General features: G+C 39.6%; 16 protein-coding genes. 10 read left to right on the top strand and 6 right to left on the bottom strand.

What is annotated here, in order from left to right; genetic code table 11:
* A partial coding sequence (locus F896_RS11050) for a DNA polymerase III subunit gamma/tau C-terminal domain-containing protein (RefSeq protein ID WP_016163482.1) occupies positions 1–793 on the top strand: 793 nt, incomplete at its 5' end.
* Positions 794–834: 41 nt separating this feature from the next.
* Here the strand turns inward: F896_RS11050 and F896_RS11045 are convergent.
* The gene (locus F896_RS11045) at positions 835–1,275 is read right to left on the bottom strand and encodes an acyl-CoA thioesterase (RefSeq protein ID WP_016163483.1); all 441 of its coding nucleotides are present in this window, start codon (positions 1,273–1,275) and stop codon (positions 835–837) included.
* Positions 1,272–2,432: an iron-containing alcohol dehydrogenase gene (locus F896_RS11040; RefSeq protein WP_016163484.1), complete on the bottom strand. Its 1,161-nt coding sequence runs from the start codon at positions 2,430–2,432 to the stop codon at positions 1,272–1,274. The genes F896_RS11045 and F896_RS11040 overlap by 4 nt, the downstream gene beginning before the upstream one ends.
* A gap of 794 nt (positions 2,433–3,226) precedes the next feature.
* On the opposite strand from F896_RS11040, the gene F896_RS11035 reads away from it, so the two are divergent.
* Positions 3,227–3,925: a hypothetical protein gene (locus tag F896_RS11035; protein ID WP_016163485.1), complete on the top strand. Its 699-nt coding sequence runs from the start codon at positions 3,227–3,229 to the stop codon at positions 3,923–3,925.
* Positions 3,926–4,124: 199 nt separating this feature from the next.
* On the opposite strand, the gene F896_RS11030 is transcribed toward F896_RS11035, so the two are convergent.
* Entirely contained in the window at positions 4,125–4,757 is a 633-nt protein-coding gene (locus tag F896_RS11030) for a glutathione S-transferase family protein (protein WP_016163486.1), read from the bottom strand.
* 665 nt (positions 4,758–5,422) lie between these two features.
* Between F896_RS11030 and F896_RS11025 the strand changes: the two genes are divergently transcribed.
* The 7 genes from F896_RS11025 to F896_RS11000 all read left to right on the top strand — a co-directional run bounded on the left by F896_RS11025 (position 5,423) and on the right by F896_RS11000 (position 11,186).
* The gene (locus tag F896_RS11025; RefSeq protein ID WP_016163487.1) at positions 5,423–5,932 is read left to right on the top strand and encodes a low molecular weight protein-tyrosine-phosphatase; all 510 of its coding nucleotides are present in this window, start codon (positions 5,423–5,425) and stop codon (positions 5,930–5,932) included.
* Between the two features lie 13 nt (positions 5,933–5,945).
* Complete coding sequence (gene murB, locus F896_RS11020; RefSeq protein WP_016163488.1) at positions 5,946–6,980, top strand: UDP-N-acetylmuramate dehydrogenase; 1,035 nt, start codon at positions 5,946–5,948, stop codon at positions 6,978–6,980.
* An 8-nt stretch (positions 6,981–6,988) separates the two neighbouring features.
* The gene (locus F896_RS11015) at positions 6,989–8,125 is read left to right on the top strand and encodes a YdcF family protein (RefSeq protein WP_016163489.1); all 1,137 of its coding nucleotides are present in this window, start codon (positions 6,989–6,991) and stop codon (positions 8,123–8,125) included.
* The gene (locus tag F896_RS11010) at positions 8,125–9,153 is read left to right on the top strand and encodes an alpha/beta hydrolase (protein ID WP_005212006.1); all 1,029 of its coding nucleotides are present in this window, start codon (positions 8,125–8,127) and stop codon (positions 9,151–9,153) included. Before F896_RS11015 ends, F896_RS11010 begins: the two co-directional genes overlap by 1 nt.
* A gap of 83 nt (positions 9,154–9,236) precedes the next feature.
* Positions 9,237–9,755 carry a DUF4124 domain-containing protein gene (locus F896_RS20795; protein ID WP_032882182.1) on the top strand — a complete coding sequence of 173 codons (519 nt, stop codon included), beginning with the start codon at positions 9,237–9,239 and terminating at the stop codon, positions 9,753–9,755.
* Positions 9,756–9,804: 49 nt separating this feature from the next.
* Complete coding sequence (locus F896_RS11005) at positions 9,805–10,533, top strand: hypothetical protein (protein ID WP_016163491.1); 729 nt, start codon at positions 9,805–9,807, stop codon at positions 10,531–10,533.
* A 71-nt stretch (positions 10,534–10,604) separates the two neighbouring features.
* Positions 10,605–11,186 carry a hypothetical protein gene (locus F896_RS11000; protein ID WP_373885793.1) on the top strand — a complete coding sequence of 194 codons (582 nt, stop codon included), beginning with the start codon at positions 10,605–10,607 and terminating at the stop codon, positions 11,184–11,186.
* Positions 11,187–11,234: 48 nt separating this feature from the next.
* On the opposite strand, the gene F896_RS10995 is transcribed toward F896_RS11000, so the two are convergent.
* Complete coding sequence (locus F896_RS10995; protein ID WP_016163493.1) at positions 11,235–12,905, bottom strand: FMN-binding glutamate synthase family protein; 1,671 nt, start codon at positions 12,903–12,905, stop codon at positions 11,235–11,237.
* Between the two features lie 273 nt (positions 12,906–13,178).
* Here F896_RS10995 and F896_RS10990 point away from each other — a divergent pair, with 273 nt between their 5' ends.
* A complete protein-coding gene (locus F896_RS10990) occupies positions 13,179–13,928 on the top strand; it encodes an IclR family transcriptional regulator (protein ID WP_016163494.1) in 750 nt (249 codons plus the stop codon).
* A gap of 47 nt (positions 13,929–13,975) precedes the next feature.
* On the opposite strand, the gene F896_RS10985 is transcribed toward F896_RS10990, so the two are convergent.
* Both F896_RS10985 and F896_RS10980 read right to left on the bottom strand, forming a co-directional pair.
* The gene (locus F896_RS10985; protein ID WP_016163495.1) at positions 13,976–15,472 is read right to left on the bottom strand and encodes a CoA-acylating methylmalonate-semialdehyde dehydrogenase; all 1,497 of its coding nucleotides are present in this window, start codon (positions 15,470–15,472) and stop codon (positions 13,976–13,978) included.
* 35 nt (positions 15,473–15,507) lie between these two features.
* Positions 15,508–16,671 (bottom strand): iron-containing alcohol dehydrogenase, encoded by a 1,164-nt coding sequence (locus F896_RS10980; protein WP_016163496.1) that lies wholly within the window; start codon positions 16,669–16,671, stop codon positions 15,508–15,510.
* Positions 16,672–16,678: the final 7 nt, after the last annotated feature.

Below are 16,678 nucleotides of genomic sequence, written 5' to 3' on the forward strand. Positions count from 1 at the left end.
ACCTGAACCTGAACCTGAACCTGAACCTGAACCTGAACCTGAACCTGAACCTGAACCTGAACCTGAACCTGAACCTGAACCTGAACCTGAACCTGTTAAGCAAAACCCAGATAGTAATTTGATGGTGTTTGATGCCGAGGACGGCCAGTTAATTGGATTGGATGTATCAGCGCCACAACACACGATTCAGTCGAATATCGTTGAGGCGGATGATGTGCTGGTTTTTCCTGTTGAGCAAAATCCTCAAGCTGAACAGGCACTTGATCTCATCGCAGAGCCAGTGCTTGAAGCGGTTGTTTCGGAACCAATTGTTGTCGCAGACAAACCAGTTGCACCTGTAATACAACAGCAAGATCACGGACAAACTGATCTGATGCCTCAAGATATTTTAAAACTACGTGAGCAGGTTTTGGAAGGTGAGTGGAATTTAGAGAAGTGGGAGTATTGGTTTAGAACCAGCCAACTCTCTCCAGCTGTGCAAGAGTTAGCACAGCATGGCATCATGCAAGGTCAGATTAATGGTGCTTCAATTTTTCATATTCCACAAGAATATGAAGGGATGTTGTCGCAATTACAGCATGGCTTGGAAGATGCATTGAAATTACAATGGTCGAATACGCAATTTGATGTACAGTATGGTGAGGTGAGTTCAAGTACGCCATTAATCATGCAAAATGCACGTAAGGAAAAAGCCTTTAATCGTGCAGTAGAATTATTGCAGCAAGAACCCACTATTAAAAGTTTAGTCGAAACATTTGATGCGGAACTTCATCAGGTTCAATTAAAACCGTAATTTTTATAAAAAAGGCAAAGTTTTATCTTTGCCTTTTTTATTTAATTTATAAGTAAATATTGATGCAGTACTTCTCGCATTGCTTGTGGGATGGCTGTACTTTCTCGGCTTACCCGATCCACAAATACATGGACAAAATGCCCTTGAGCAGCAGCCTCGTGCTGACCTTGTTTAAAGATCGCCAGCTCGTATCTAAGCGATGAATTTCCTACTTTGCCAATCGCCACACCCACTTCAATGATTTCTGGAAACGACAGTTCCTGTTGAAAGCTACAAGCGGAATCAACCACTAGACCAATAATTTCACTGTGATGAATGTCGAAACCTGTTTTCTGAATCAGCAATGAATTGGCTGCAGTATCAAAATAACTATAATAAGTCACGTTGTTGACATGACCATAGATATCATTATCGGCCCAACGGGTTTGGATTGGAAAAAAGAACTTAAATTGTTCGCGTTGTTTTAAAGTTGGTTTGCTCATGCATAAATCGCCTGGTAGATCTGTAATGCGTCTTGCTCGGTCATTTCTCTTGGATTGTTCTGCAGCAGCCGAGTTTGCAGCATGGCATCTTTGGCAAGTTGTGGTAATTTCGCTTCAGCAATATCGAGTTCTTTTAACTTCAAGGTTAAGCCACTTTGGTCCAGATGATTCTGCATATGGTCAATAAACAGGTCACATAGGCCATCGGTACAGCCCGTACTCCGAGGGTCTAGTAATTGCATCAATTCTGCATAGTGTTGTTTGGCTTTGGGTGCATTAAATTTTAAAACTTCAACCAGTACCAATGCATTGGTATGTCCATGTGAAAGGTGAAAATGTCCACCCAGTGGATAAGCTAGGGCATGTACTGCTGCGACGGGAGCATTGGCGAACGCTTGACCTGCAAGCATTGAACCGACCAGCATATTTTGGCGAGCTTCTAGATCAGCACCGTTTTTTAATACTTTGGCTAAGTTATGATTCAATAGTTTCAGTGCATTTTTAGCTAACATATCTGCGTAGAAGTTCTTTTTTATACTTGATGTATAGGCTTCAATTGCATGCACCATCGCATCAATACCTGTTGCAGCTGTGATATGTGCAGGCAGGCCTTGCGTAAAAGTTGCATCTAAAATGGCAACATCAGCATATAAGATTGGCGAGACTACTCCCATTTTGGTGGTTGCACCTGTGGTGACAATCGATATAGGCGTGACCTCTGAACCTGTGCCCGCCGTGGTTGGGATGAGAATCAGTGGCAAACGAGGGGCTTTGGCTTGGTTTACGCCGTAGATTTCACTTAAGTTTTGTTGTTGTTCAGGATGGGCTAGTAACGCGATGATTTTGGCCACATCCATGGAACTACCGCCACCAAAACCGATGATCACATCTATCTTTTCTTGTTTCGCGAAATCAACAGCTTCCAGTACAATGTGTTCAGGGGGATCAGCTTGGATATCTGAGTAAATAATGTATTCAAGACTAATCTGAGTCAGAATTTCTAAAATGGGTTGATGCAATTGATGTTGAATCATTCCTGCATCGGTCACAATCAATGCTTTATGGTGGTTTTGTTGTGTTAAAACGTTTTTAAGTTCTTGTATTGAACCTAGCCCCGCAATGATGTTGGGAACAGTTTGAAATTGAAACGAGTTCATACATACATCCTTATTTTTCATAATAAATACAACATTTTTATATCATGTGACTATAAGTTTTACTGTCTAAATAAATTAACATAAGACAGGCTTGAAAAGTGTAACTTTGAGGTGATTATGCCGTTCAAAACGACCTATTAGGTTTTATGCTTTTTACCTATTCATCATATTGAAATTATTGGATTTTATGGTGCTATTTTGTCGGAATTTTTCGCAAGGAACAGTACTTTTAGAATGTAACGAAAAAAATAACTTAAGCTATGGTTTTGCAGTCGTTTCTTCTGTCACTTTTGCAAATGGTAATTTAATACCAACATTTACATCGTTTTAGATGATTTCATACCCAAACTCATAATGCTCAGTCATTTTTCCAAGTGGCTAGCCAAGCCTTGTGCACTTTTAACTATTTTCTTATGTAGAAAAATAGCGAGTGCATGTATCTCATGAAAGATAGAAATTTGCACCTTTTAAATAAGGATACGTTTTTTCGAAATCACTAAATTAGAAAACTGATCGCTGATGTTTTACTTATTTACCTCCAATGCTATTTCTCTGTTTCAGTATTAGGTCGAGATTTTTGCGTTTATATTTTATGGATTATAAGTGGACTTTTAATACCATTGTTTATCGGTCCAATAATTTATGGAGTTTATTATTAATATTCTGTATTTCACAAAAACTAATGTTAAAAATAAAAGAGTAGTTAATGCACTACGGAATAGCCTTTAAGGGCAATTGTTTAAATAACAAAAATTTTAAAATCGATGATTATATTATGATAAAGAAGTTTGCTCATGGTAAATAACGCAGTAGAAATGCTATTTAAGCTTTTAACAGATACTAATATTCCAGAAGGCCATATTGCATTGGTACGGATTCAAGATGATCTGACTTATGATCAGGTTATGACTAATCTTGAGCAGGTTAATGCACTGCCAGGATTTACAGTAATCGGGGTTACCAGTATTCCTAATCCTGATACATCAGACTGGCAATTGACCAACTGTACGTATGAGAATGGTGTGCTTAGTTGGACAGAGGGTCAACTTGATTTGGGAACCGAAACAACCCCAGATATAGCGTATGGTTATCATGCTGGCATTACGGCAAATATTGATGACAAGCTTGAAATGATTGTTCCTAATATCACAGCTTTAGCAACTGGAGTATTGAGCGGTGCACGATTAGCAGATGTGAATGGTGTCAAAGCAGGTCAATCCAATATTGGATTTAATTCAGGAAACTCGGAGCAAGGATTAACTCTACTTGGCACTTCATATCAAACTACCGACTTGCCTGTAAAATACACAATGACTTATGTATCAACAACTGCCGTTGAGCATGTTATAACTTCAACGGATGGAACAATTGAACTTTTCCGTGAGACACAAAATATCCCAGCATTTGAGGAAACAGCATATTTTAACGTGATTGCTACGGTTAAAGACGAAAATGAAATGTTTACAACGACTGTTTCAGTTAGTAGAAGTTGAATCAATACAAGAAATGATCTTTAAGGTCAATATATGAACAAGAGTGAGTAGATATTAAAATACTTTCGGGTAATTTAATATCTACTCATCGGGCTTAATAATATTTTATAGATGTTTATTTGTAGTCAGTTTTTAATTATAAAAACATGTGCCTTTGTTCTTCTTATTTATTAAGTGACTTAACAATATATTTTTATTTTTAGATCAGCATACCATCTTGTTCAATTTTTTCTGCTGCCTTCCAACTTGGTAGCAAGCTTAAACGTTCTACATAACTTTTGATATGTGGATAATTTTCACCTTGTTGCATATGATGAATTAAGCCGTGAAGCCCAAATCCCATCATAAAGTCTGCTCCAGTCAAACGATCATCTACTAAAAAATTTTTATCTTTTAAATAATCATTTAAAAAACCAAAAACTTTATCAAACTCAACTTGAGTATAGTTTTCTAGAAATACCAATTTCGTACCATACTTAGCTTCTATTTGATTAAACATTTTTAATAAAAATGGCACCATAGCAGAGCTTTCTGCGAAGTGAATCCATTGTAGATAATCTGCATAAATAGCATCATTTATATCTGGTGCAAGATGTGGAGCAAGTCTTTGAATTAACAACTCTACTATAGCACCTGATTCCGCAATGACTTTACCTTGCCATTCAATTACAGGAGATTTTCCTAAAGGATGAATATTTTTTAGTGACTCAGGTGCCAAATGAGTCGTTAAGTCACGGTAATAGCGTTGCAATTGATATGGTTGTTTGATTTCTTCGAGCAACCACAAAATCCGGAAAGAACGTGATTGGTCTAAGTGATGTAATGTAATCATGATAATGCCTGCTTTAAAAATCGTATGGGTAATTTCCCCAAGTTTTACGGTTTCCAATATACGCTTAAGTTTACAGATAGTGCTGTTTATCTACTTAAATACCAGTCGAACTGCTATAGCGAATGTGAAAAAACAAATTTTTTCAATGTTTGAAGTTGTAGAGCAGAATTGAGTAACGCCTTAATCAAAATGTATATTAACTTTTTGAACAATCATTCTTAGTCTTTGATGGAGATGGAGATGGAGATGGAGATGGAGATGGAGATGGAGATGGAGATGGAGATGGAGATGGAGATGGAGATGGAGTGAGTTGAACCCGCGTCCGCAAAAACTGTATTTTTTGAGCGGTTTTTACATTTTAGCTTTATACAATTGATCTTTAAAAATTAAGTTTTTTATCAGCTTAGTTGTTAAGCATGGTTTGTTATGACTAGTTTAAAGCTGACACACATTGTTAATTCCCAAAAAGTACATATTCATACAGAATATTCAATAGAGACAAACACTATTTCCTTTCAAATCAAAGCAATTTTTGACAAAATAGCTGATGTCAGAATGGTCAATTCAGGCATAATGACATTTAATCATTTTGCGTTTATTTTGCAGGAATTTTGCATGCAATATTTTAATCTCCTTATAAAACAAAATGTTGGGAAATTTTTCTAATGGCTGCACAATATAAGGTGTTATGTGTTTGTTTGGGGAATATTTGCCGATCTCCAACTGCGGAAGCGATTCTCAGACATTATTGTGATGCACATGCCCTCAATGTCACGGTCGACTCTGCTGGGACCAGTAATTACCATCCGAATAAAGCACCTGATCTACGTAGTCAAAAACATGCTGCAAAACGTGGTTATGATTTATCTGCGTTACGTGCCAGACAGATTGTTTTAGCAGACTTTGTTGAATTCGATTTGATTTTAGCAATGGACCATGAAAACTTCGATGATATTCATACACTCATGTCTCAGGCTGTGCAACAGTTCGGTACTCATCAGATTCGCGCCAAGTTGGCATTAATGAGTGAACATGATCCAAAGTTTATTCAACAAGCTGTACCAGATCCTTATTATGGTGGTGCAGATGGGTTTGATCGAGTACTCGATCAATGTGAATCCAGCAGCCAAGCATGGGTCGATATTTTTAAAAAGCAAATGAAAGCAGGGCAATAGGATTTAATTTAATATGCAGCTACAAGCGCAGGTTCAGCTTAAAAACTTAAATACATTAAATTTGAATGCAATTGCTTCACATTATGTGCAAATCAATCATCCAGATGACGTCATTGCGGCATTAGCATTTGCTGAACAGCAGCATTTAAACGTTTTGGTGCTCTCGGGTGGCAGTAATGTTTTATTGCCACAGCAAGTACAAGCCTTGGTAATGCATTTAAATATCCAGGGCATTGATGTCCTTTCTGAAGATGAAAATACCATTACCGTTAAAGTAGGTGCTGGGCAAGTCTGGCATGACTTCGTTTTGTATAGTACGCAACAGCAATGGTTTGGATTGCAAAATCTTGCATTGATACCAGGGTTAGTCGGTGCTTCTCCTGTACAGAATATTGGTGCTTATGGTGTCGAAGCAGGTGAGTTTATTAAATCGGTACAAGTTTATGATCGTGAACTAAAACAGTTTGATTCAATCTCTGCTCAAGATTGTCATTTTGCTTATCGCCACAGTATTTTCAAAGATCATCCCAATCGTTACATCATTGTCAGTGTGACTTTTAAGCTATTGAAACAAGCTGAGCTTAAACTGAATTATGGTGATCTTAAGCAAGCAGTAGGCGATGAACTGACCGCAGAAAACTTACAAAATCAGGTGATACAGATTCGCCAAAGTAAATTACCAGACCCTAAAGAATTTCCAAATGTTGGAAGCTTTTTTAAGAATCCAATTTTGGCACAAGTTGAATTTGATAAAATTACTCAACAATTTCCAAACATTCCGCATTATCCGCAGGCAAATAGCAGTGTTAAAGTGGCTGCAGGTTGGTTAATTGATCAAGCCGGTTGGAAGGGTAAGCAATTAGGCTCGGTTGGGATGTTTCATAAACAAGCTTTGGTTTTAGTTAATTATGCTGAGGCAACCTTGGCAGATGTACAAAATACCTATCATGCTGTACAAAGTGATGTAAAACAAAAGTTTAGTATTCTATTGGAACCTGAACCTGTGTTATACAGTGAACAAGGTTTGATTCAAGCGCATAGTGGGTGAAGAAATCTATGGCGAAAGTACATTGGATGGTCAGTTTAGTACGGGTAATCACCATATTATTCGTGCTATTAGGCTGTTTTGTACTTTTTTTATATTCACCTTTTTACTCACAGTTTGTTGTAAAAGGCTTGAATCGGTTTGTCCCTGTAGATGTCAATGAAGTGGCGGCGCAAAGCCAGCGACCAGCGGCCTTAAGTGAACATGAAACACTTGAACCTGGTTCTAATTTATGGATTGCACGTCAGGCCTATTTGAAGCTTATGGAAAAAACCTTTCAATCTGAAAAATCAGAGGATTTAAGGTTAATTCAAGCGCGTTATAAATTGTTGCAAGAATTGATTGCTGAAGAGCAAGAAAAAGAAAACCAAGATGAGAAAAAACAACCGAATATTCCATTATTGAGTGAACAGCAGCCTGATCAGGATCAGGAGAGTTCTGCTGTTGTGATCAATACACCATTGGACTTTTTGCAATGGAATACCCCTGATAATCAGGCACTCATGGGGAAATATATTGCCTTTTTAGAAACCTATCCGATTGCATTGCCTGTGAGCGAAGATGACAAAGATCAGACCAATAAAGACCTGATTGAACTTAAAAAAAACAAAGATAATGCGCTCGAGCAGCAAAGTATTTCGCAGCCCAATGCAATTGTCGTATTGGGTGGCGGGTTGACGCTTGGGGCAAATGGTAAAGATATTGTGGTGAATAATTACACTCGCTTGCGCTTAGAAAAAACATTACAAGTTGAGAAGAAATATGCATTACCAATTGTACTGAGTGGTGTAGAAGCGCCTTATATGCAAGCATGGTTAAAAGAACGAGGTGTTGAAGCGAAGCTACTTGAGAATCGCAGTATGAATACTTGTGAAAACTCGCGATTCAGTTCTTTATTACTACAAAAGAAAGGTGGTGCACCAACAGTAATCTTAATTACTGATGAATACCACATGCCGCGTACTCGTCGTTTGTTTGCCCTAAATGGAATAGAAACGATTCCTGTCGTTGCTCCGATGCCAACAACGTTAACTCAATGGCGTCCAAGTGAACAAAACTATGATCATAGCCGCCGTGCCAACTATGAAATGCTGGCAACGATACGTGATATGTTATTTGGCTCAAGTGATTGTCGAGAGATACCATAATGTCCGATCTTCCATTTTTAAATCCGACAATTTTAAAACAACTCGATTTACCTGTACCAAATCGAGAGACAACGCCACAAGTGCTTGAACCTTTGGATCTATCTGGTGTCACTGAAATCTCGAAACCATTACAAGCCTATCGTAAATTATATGGCTTACATTTATTGGACTGTGAACATTGGCAGGGTTATGTCGAAATGCCATTGTTTCGCTTACATGTGCAAGTATTTCAGCCCAAACAACAAAAAATTCAAGGTACCGTGTGTCTGCTACATGGATATTTGGAACATAGTGGTATTTATCAGCCGATTATCAAAGAAATCCTAGATCAGGGCTTTAGCATCGTCACTTACGATTTGCCTGGACATGGTTTAAGCAATGGTTCACCAGCCAGTATTCAGAATTTTGATCACTATCAGCAAGTGTTACATGCAGTTTATGATGCCGTGCGTGGTGCGAAACAATTACCTAAACCTTGGTTAGGGATAGGGCAAAGTACAGGTGGTGCAATTTGGATGCATCATTTACTCGAATTTGCGGAACGTAGAGAAGATCCCATTGTTGACCGTGTATTGCTGTTGTCGCCATTGATTCGACCTGCAAAAACGGCTTGGTGGCACAACTCGGTCGGGCTAGGCATTATCCGTCGGATTAAAAGCCAAGTACCACGACATTTCCGTCGTAATAACCATAACCCTGAATTTTTACGCTTTGTTCGTTTAAAGGATCCTTTGCAACCTCGAATGATGGGCATGGACTGGATTTTAGCGATGTCAAAATGGATGCTGGAAATGGAACAACGACCTGCATGTCGTATTCCTGTCTGGCTCGCACAAGGCGCTTTAGATCAAACCGTAGATTGGCGTTATAACATTGAATATATTCGCCGTAAGTTTAGATTACAGACTTTATTGATGTTGGAAGAAGGTTCGCATCAATTAATTAATGAACGTGCAGATATTCGTGCTGCACTGACGGGTTTAATTCCTGCTTTCCTGCATGCAAAACCAAATCACCATTACTATTAATTGTACTTTTTTTGTTATTATTTAAATGATAGAATTTCTCATATCTTAAAAAAATATCAATAAATTAGATGTTTGGGGTAATAATGAAAATAGGTACATTAAGGGGTTTTTGTGTCTTTATTTTGTTATGTTTTTCTTTTCCTGTTTTCGCACAAGAGTTATATAAGTGCGTAACCAGTCAGGGAACAACATATCAAAGTAGACCATGTGCAACAAAGATAGCACAAAGGACAGCATGCACAGGCTCAGTTGCGGACGGCTTTTCGGGTGATTGCCGTTCTATGGAACAGCAAAGGCAGCAAGGAATGTCTTATGAAAAAAATGCTTATACACAGGATTTAGCAAATAATAAAACTAGAACAGAAACGGGACAATCCGAGTTTCAACGAGCAATTGTTGAATTCCCTGAATGTAAACAGCGCATTATGGCTTTACAAAGATTTGCTCGTTATTCTGATCGTCGCTCTCAGTTAGTTGAAAATAACAGTCGATTTTATGCCGCAAGAGTTTGTACGGATGATGGCAGCGTATATGTGAGTTGTAATGCAGCCACCAATACATTGTTGACTCAGACCAGTCCGACTTGCCCATTGAAAAGGTAGATGTTTTTAAAGACATAAATTGATCAATATTCAAAAATGGTAATCAGTCGTGAAAGCAGCATTTATTGTAATTGGGGTTATTTTTGCAACTTTTTTCTTGCTAAATCGTTGTTCTCATCGCGATGCAACATCAGATCAGTCCATTAATCATAATCCAATTGAACAAAGACAACAGGCTTTAGATCAAATCTCTTTATTGCAGCCGTTAAAGCAACACTTGCCCAAGGATTATGAAACGCTACAGCAAACCGCGAATGCTTCAGTACAGCCAGAAGAAATGCTTGCTGCTGTAAGTAGCACATTGTGGTGGAAATTACGTGATATTGTCGAAAAACAAGCCGATGATGAAGGGCAAAGGTTATGGACAAAAGCTTATTTACAACAGCTTTATGATGCCAAACGTAAAGGGAATTGTTTTCCAATTGCTTTCCCTCTCTATGGTAAAACCAGTATAGATGAGCGAAAGGCATTACTGAGTTCAGCTACACAGCAGCAAACTGTAGCGGCATTAACATATATTCTAACGCATCAAGGAGCTCATTCTTCCGTTGATCGTATGCAAGCTCCACAGGCATGGGGACAGATTGCTGATAAATTACGTCAAGATTACGGTCAAGATGCTGACTTACTCAATGCTGGGGAAACAGCACAAGACAAGAATAAACAGTGTGAGGTGGTCATACGGACTTTTGAATATATTTTGTCTCTCCCCACAGAAGAACAAGCTCCTGTGATTCGTTGGATGTTAAATAGGCATATTTCAGTGAGTGTTTTTTAAATGAAGGTTTTGATAAAAAAATGTATGTAAATTTAAAAAACCAATTGGTTAAGTTCACACTTCTATTATTCATGATGTTTAGCTTGGCTGCGTGTGGAAAAGTAGCCCATGAGCCTAAAGTTGGTGAATACGGGGAAAGTTTAGTTAATTCCGTTCTTTTAACGTCAAGTGAAATTGATGCATTGAATAAAGCTGTTATTGAAAAGCCAAAGGACACTTTTAAAAGGCCGAACATAGGTATTAGTTTTCAAGCAGATCACAGCAAAAATCCATATCGTTTTGTTATTGTTGCAAAAGGAGTGACCCAGCAACAGGGTAAAGTCGAGTTAAAATGGATTGGAGGTGTGCAGAGCGAGTCTTCTAATGGCTACCATCCTGAGGTTTTTCAAAGTGATGATAAACACTCCTATGATTTAAATGAACCTCTATTATTGGTCGTTAGTTCCGATCCATTCTCGGTAAATGAACAAAATAACGGCATGATCTATAGTATTCATGCGGAACTGATGGAAGCTTCAAACATTCAGTTTAAGTCCGTTGAGGTTCAGGTCTGGCAGGGTAAAGGCTCGCAATATAATTGGACCTCTTATCTCAAATTTTTAGTGATTTTAATGGTTGTGATTTTCGGTATTTATCGTCTGGTAAGTCGCTAACTTGTAGATATTAGATGAAAAAAAAGCCACCTGGTGGCTTTTTTTTCATTAAAACTGATTGGCATCCGCCATTTTCCACATACGATAGTAGAAATTCTCGTCATCATTTAAATCGCTATGCAGCAATTCATTTTCTTTTAAGAAGAAGTGGATCTGTGCATAGTTTTTAATTTCACGGTCATTCATACGCTGTGCCAAATGGTGCGCTTTAATGTCAGATGGATGATGTAAACCTGCAGCTGCAATCATTTCAGATAAGGCATGTAGCGTGTTTTTATGGAAATTAAACACACGTTCAGCCTTGCTCGGCACGTCAATGGCTTTTTGGCGATCTTTATCCTGTGTCGCAACACCAACAGGACATTGGTTGGTATGACAACTTTGGGCTTGGATACAACCTACCGCAAACATAAAGCCACGTGCGGAATTGACCCAGTCTGCACCTAAGGCAAAGGTACTGGCGATATCAAAGGCGCTGATCATTTTACCACTCGCACCAATTTTGACTTGATCACGAAGTCCTGCACCAACAAGGGTATTATGCACAAAGCGTAAACCTTCTCGGAGTGGTGTACCAATATAGTCACTAAACTCGATTGGTGCTGCGCCAGTTCCGCCTTCTGAACCATCAACAACCACAAAGTCTGGCACAATTTTGGTTTCGAGCATGGCTTTGACAATGCTCATAAATTGCCAAGGTTGGCCAATGCACAATTTAAACCCGACTGGTTTGCCACCAGAAAGTTCTCTCAGTTTCTGAATGAAATGCATCATTTCAATCGGGGTGTTAAAACTTGGGTGCTTGGAAGGGGAAACACAGTCATGATCTCTGGAAATACCGCGAATTTTGGCAATTTCTTCAGTGATTTTATGCTTGGGTAAAATACCGCCGTGACCTGGTTTTGCCCCTTGTGAGAGCTTGACCTCAATCATTTTAATATTCGGATTTTTGGCTTGCTGTGCAAACTTATCTGGATCAAATAAACCTTCAGCTGTACGGCAACCAAAATAACCACTGGCAATTTGCCAGACAATATCGCCACCATGCTCTAAATGGTAGGGACTTAGACTACCTTCGCCTGTATCGTGGTAGAAGTTACCTAAATGCGCGCCTTTATTAAGAGCTCGGATTGCGTTAGCACTCAGACTACCAAAACTCATGGCAGAGATATTCATGATCGATGCACTATAAGGCTGGCTACATTGCGCATTACCAATCAGGACACGGAAAGATTCTGGGTTCGCTGGTGGGCAAGGGGCAATTGAATGTACAATGAAACGATAGTTTGGATCATAGACATCTATAATTGAGCCAAACGGTTTATCTGCATTTTCATTTTTTGCACGTTGATAAACCAAGCTACGTTGCATACGTGAAAAAGGCAGTGCATCCTGATCCGATTCAATGAAATATTGACGAATTTCAGGGCGAACATCTTCAAACAGAAAGCGGAAATGTCCCAAAATTGGATAGTTTCTTAAGATGGCATGCTTCTTTTGTAGTAAATCGCGTAAACCAACAATGCTGAGCAATCCTGTAACTAACCAAAGACCGTTTAAAAGCGTATCGGATATAAAATAATAAATGGTATGTGGGGTATAGGTAAATTTAAACCAAGTAATGGTTAAAGCGGTAAAAATACAAAGAAACCAAACAGAATGTCTTGAAAAGAAAGTGTTAAGTAATTTATGTCTTATAGCTTGCGCTGGACTAGCCATCGGCAGGAGATTCCCATAATGAAGCAACTGACAAACGATGCCAAGAAGCTCACACAAGCTCAAGTAATGAATTGTTAGATATGAGAATTATTCTCTTATAAGTTTACCTATTTGATTCCTTATTGGAAAAGTAACTTTTCTGATTACATCTGAAGATTCACTTGAATCCATGTTCCTAACCCGATTACTATCTTGAATATTGGTAATTTTCATAAATATAGATGCGCTGTATTCGAAAAGAAATTGGCTACATGCAGGTGTTGGGACTTAAAAATGAATAAAAAAGGTTCATCCATTACTCGGGTTTTAGACATTATTGAGGCAATTTCAACTGCAAAACATCCACCATCACCTTTAGATCTTTCAGTAGAATTGGACATTCCAAAGCCCAGTATTCACCGTTTATTGCAAACCTTAGAACAAGAAAAATTTGTGAAGACGGATATGTATGGTGGTTATATTCTTGGGGATCGCACCTATAAGCTGCTGATGAATGCTTGGGAGCAGGAACCTCGAAAGATGGAACGCTTGGCAATCTTGCAAAAACTATCTGATCAGATTAATGAAACCTGTGGTATCGCAATACTCAGTGATAATCAAATGCTCTACACCGACAGGGTGCAGGCGAATTGGCCTTTACAGGTGTATTTACCAGTGGGTGCGACAGTGCCTTTGTGGTGCACATCAAGCGGAAAACTGTTTTTAAGTTTTCAGCCTGTGAATCGCAGGAAAAATATATTAGAACATCTCCCGATTGTACAACTCACCAAAAATACCATTACCGATCCAGTTTTACTTGAAGAAAATCTGGAGCGAATTTTTTTGAATAAACTTGGAACTGATAATGAAGAGTTCATTTCGGGAATGGTGGCTTGTTCTGTCCCGATTCAAAGAGCAGGTAGCATTGTCGCATGCCTATATGTACACGCACCTACAATAAGAAAGTCTCTTGAAGATCTAGTGGCATATGAGCCTTTATTACGTCAGGCGGCAAATGATTTAAATAAATTGATTGATGTGTAAAAAAGAGTGAGCTGAATGCTCACTCTTTTTTTTATTGGGTAAATAAATTAGTTGAGTGTCGGCATTGAAAATTGCGCACCTTCACGAACATTGGTACTTGGCCAACGTTGAGTAATGGTTTTACGACGCGTATAGAAACGGGCACCATCTGGCCCGTAGGCATGTAAGTCACCAAACAGCGAGCGCTTCCAACCACCGAAACTATGATAGGCCACAGGGACTGGAAGTGGGATATTGATGCCGACCATTCCCACTTTGATGTTATCGCTAAAATAGCGTGCGGCTTCACCATCGCGAGTATAGATACAGGTGCCATTTCCATATTCGTGACTGTCGATCAGGTCCATGGCTTCTTGCATGGTTTTTACACGAATGACTTGCAGTACGGGACCAAAGATTTCTTCTTTATAGCTGGTCATATTCGGTGTTACTTGATCAATCAGCGTCGCACCGACATAAAAACCATTTTCATAGCCTTCAGGAGCCGCATTGCGTCCATCGACAATCACGCTGGCGCCTTGTTGTTCTGCACTATCAATATAGTTGACTACTTTGGCTTTATGTTGTGCCGTAATCACTGGACCAAAATCATTGTCTTTATTGGAGTATGGGCCATATTTGAGCAAATCAATTTCTTTGGATAATTTTGCAATCATTTGATCGGCAATTTCATCACCCACAGCGACTGCGACGGAAAGGGCCATGCAACGTTCGCCAGATGAACCAAATGCTGCACCTAATAAAGAGCTGACCACATTATCTAAATCCGCATCAGGCATGACAATGGCATGGTTTTTTGCGCCCCCCAGTGCTTGACAGCGTTTACCTGCCGCAGTCGCGGTTTGATAGATATACTCTGCAATGGGTGTGGAACCGACAAAGCTAACCGCTTGCACACGAGGATCATGTAGTAGGGTATCAACTGCTTCTTTATCTCCATTCACCACATTTAATACACCATCAGGGAGTCCGGCTTGTTTGAGCAGTTGAGCGATAAACAAAGTTGATGATGGATCACGTTCAGAAGGTTTAAGTACAAAAGTATTTCCGCACACAATGGCCATTGGGAACATCCACAGTGGAACCATAACCGGAAAGTTAAACGGGGTAATCCCTGCAACAACCCCTAAAGGTTGAAACTCACTCCATGAGTCGATTGCAGGTCCGACATTCTTACTAAATTCACCTTTTAAAAATTCAGGGGCACTACAAGCATACTCAACATTTTCGATGCCACGTTGTAATTCTCCTGCGGCATCATGTCCAATTTTTCCATGCTCTTCACCAATCAACTGGCAGATTTTTTCAGCATTGTTTTCCAGCAACTCCTTAAATTTAAACATGACGCGAGCCCGTTTGATCACTGGGGTATTCCGCCATTCTGGGAAAGCTGCTTCTGCTGCGGCAATCGCTTCCTCCACGGTTGCTTTGCTGGCAAGTGCGACTTCTTTTGTTTGTATCCCTAATGACGGGTTATAGACGGCTTGCGTACGTGTATGTGCTGTATTGATTGCACCCTGAATAAAATGTCCAATGAGTTCCATGTGAATTTATCCTCTGTTATAAAAATGAAAGATTTTTATGCTGACCAAAGCTGTTGATATAGGTTGATCATTTGCTCAATCGTCGGCACGATGGGGTTGTTGGATGGTGAACCTGAGGCGAGTGCTTGCTCAGCCATGGTCTGAACGACCTCATCAAAATATGGTTTGTCTACACCGAACTTAGCCAATGTGGGGACTTTCAAATCTTGATTAATCGCGATTAAGGTTTTTATGAGCTTTTGATTGGCGACCTCAATCGCATCATCTGAATGTGCACAACCCATTGCCTTGGCACAATCGGCATAGCGTTCTGGCGCTGCATGGATAGAGAATTCCGTGATGAGGGGAAGCAGCATTGCATTAGATAAGCCATGCGGAACATGAAAGAATGCACCAATGGGTCGACTCATACCATGCACCAGTGCAACAGAGGCGTTTGAAAAAGCGATACCTGCCAAAGTAGAGCCGAGCATCATCTTTTCGCGTGCTAGCTCATTGTTAGGTTGGTGATAAACGATCTGTAAATTTGGACCAATCAGTTTCATCGCTGCAAGCGCTTGAGTATCGCTATAGGGACTGGCTTTCTTACTGACATAAGCCTCGATGGCATGGGTAAGCGCATCAATACCTGTATCTGCGGTTGTACGTGGAGGCAGAGAAATTGTGAGTTCGTAGTCGATGATCGCTGCGATTGGCAGAAAACCGAGCCCAGCACACAGCATTTTCTCACTGGTTTTATCATTGGTAATAATGGTAAAACGCGTACATTCAGATCCCGTTCCTGCAGTGGTTGGAATGGCAATGATGGGCAGACCTAGCTCATTGACTTGTCTAGGGAATTTATAATCAGAGATGTCCCCGCCATGTTTGCTCAAGATACTGATCGCTTTGGCACTATCAATCGGGCTGCCACCGCCAATCGCAATAATCGCATCATACTGCTGCGCCTGAATATATTTTACACCTGCTTCGATGGAGCTAGAGGTCGGCTCTGGAATGGTTTCAGCAAAATAGTCACTGTCTATATGTGCTGCTTTTAGCAAGTCTTGAATTTGCTTGATATATCCAAGTGAAACCATCATTTTATCGGTAATAATGAGTGGCTTGTTTGCGCCCAAGCTTTCTAGAATCATCGGAAGCTTAGCCCGCGCATTTTTTCCAATTTCCATAATCCTTGGAAGGTGCGTTGAAAAGGACATTTTTAAT

Source organism: Acinetobacter genomosp. 15BJ (genome assembly GCF_000400715.1).
Lineage (GTDB): Bacteria > Pseudomonadota > Gammaproteobacteria > Pseudomonadales > Moraxellaceae > Acinetobacter.

Excerpts from the sequence above, each read along its gene's own strand:
- F896_RS11045 (WP_016163483.1), bottom strand. The coding sequence starts at position 1,275 with ATGAGCAAACCAACTTTAAAACAACGCGAACAATTTAAGTTCTTTTTT.
- F896_RS11040 (WP_016163484.1), bottom strand. The coding sequence starts at position 2,432 with ATGAACTCGTTTCAATTTCAAACTGTTCCCAACATCATTGCGGGGCTA.
- F896_RS11035 (WP_016163485.1), top strand. The coding sequence starts at position 3,227 with ATGGTAAATAACGCAGTAGAAATGCTATTTAAGCTTTTAACAGATACT.
- F896_RS11030 (WP_016163486.1), bottom strand. The coding sequence starts at position 4,757 with ATGATTACATTACATCACTTAGACCAATCACGTTCTTTCCGGATTTTG.
- F896_RS11025 (WP_016163487.1), top strand. The coding sequence starts at position 5,423 with ATGGCTGCACAATATAAGGTGTTATGTGTTTGTTTGGGGAATATTTGC.
- murB (WP_016163488.1), top strand. The coding sequence starts at position 5,946 with ATGCAGCTACAAGCGCAGGTTCAGCTTAAAAACTTAAATACATTAAAT.
- F896_RS11015 (WP_016163489.1), top strand. The coding sequence starts at position 6,989 with ATGGCGAAAGTACATTGGATGGTCAGTTTAGTACGGGTAATCACCATA.
- F896_RS11010 (WP_005212006.1), top strand. The coding sequence starts at position 8,125 with ATGTCCGATCTTCCATTTTTAAATCCGACAATTTTAAAACAACTCGAT.
- F896_RS20795 (WP_032882182.1), top strand. The coding sequence starts at position 9,237 with ATGAAAATAGGTACATTAAGGGGTTTTTGTGTCTTTATTTTGTTATGT.
- F896_RS11000 (WP_373885793.1), top strand. The coding sequence starts at position 10,605 with ATGATGTTTAGCTTGGCTGCGTGTGGAAAAGTAGCCCATGAGCCTAAA.
- F896_RS10995 (WP_016163493.1), bottom strand. The coding sequence starts at position 12,905 with ATGGCTAGTCCAGCGCAAGCTATAAGACATAAATTACTTAACACTTTC.
- F896_RS10990 (WP_016163494.1), top strand. The coding sequence starts at position 13,179 with ATGAATAAAAAAGGTTCATCCATTACTCGGGTTTTAGACATTATTGAG.
- F896_RS10985 (WP_016163495.1), bottom strand. The coding sequence starts at position 15,472 with ATGGAACTCATTGGACATTTTATTCAGGGTGCAATCAATACAGCACAT.
- F896_RS10980 (WP_016163496.1), bottom strand. The coding sequence starts at position 16,671 with ATGTCCTTTTCAACGCACCTTCCAAGGATTATGGAAATTGGAAAAAAT.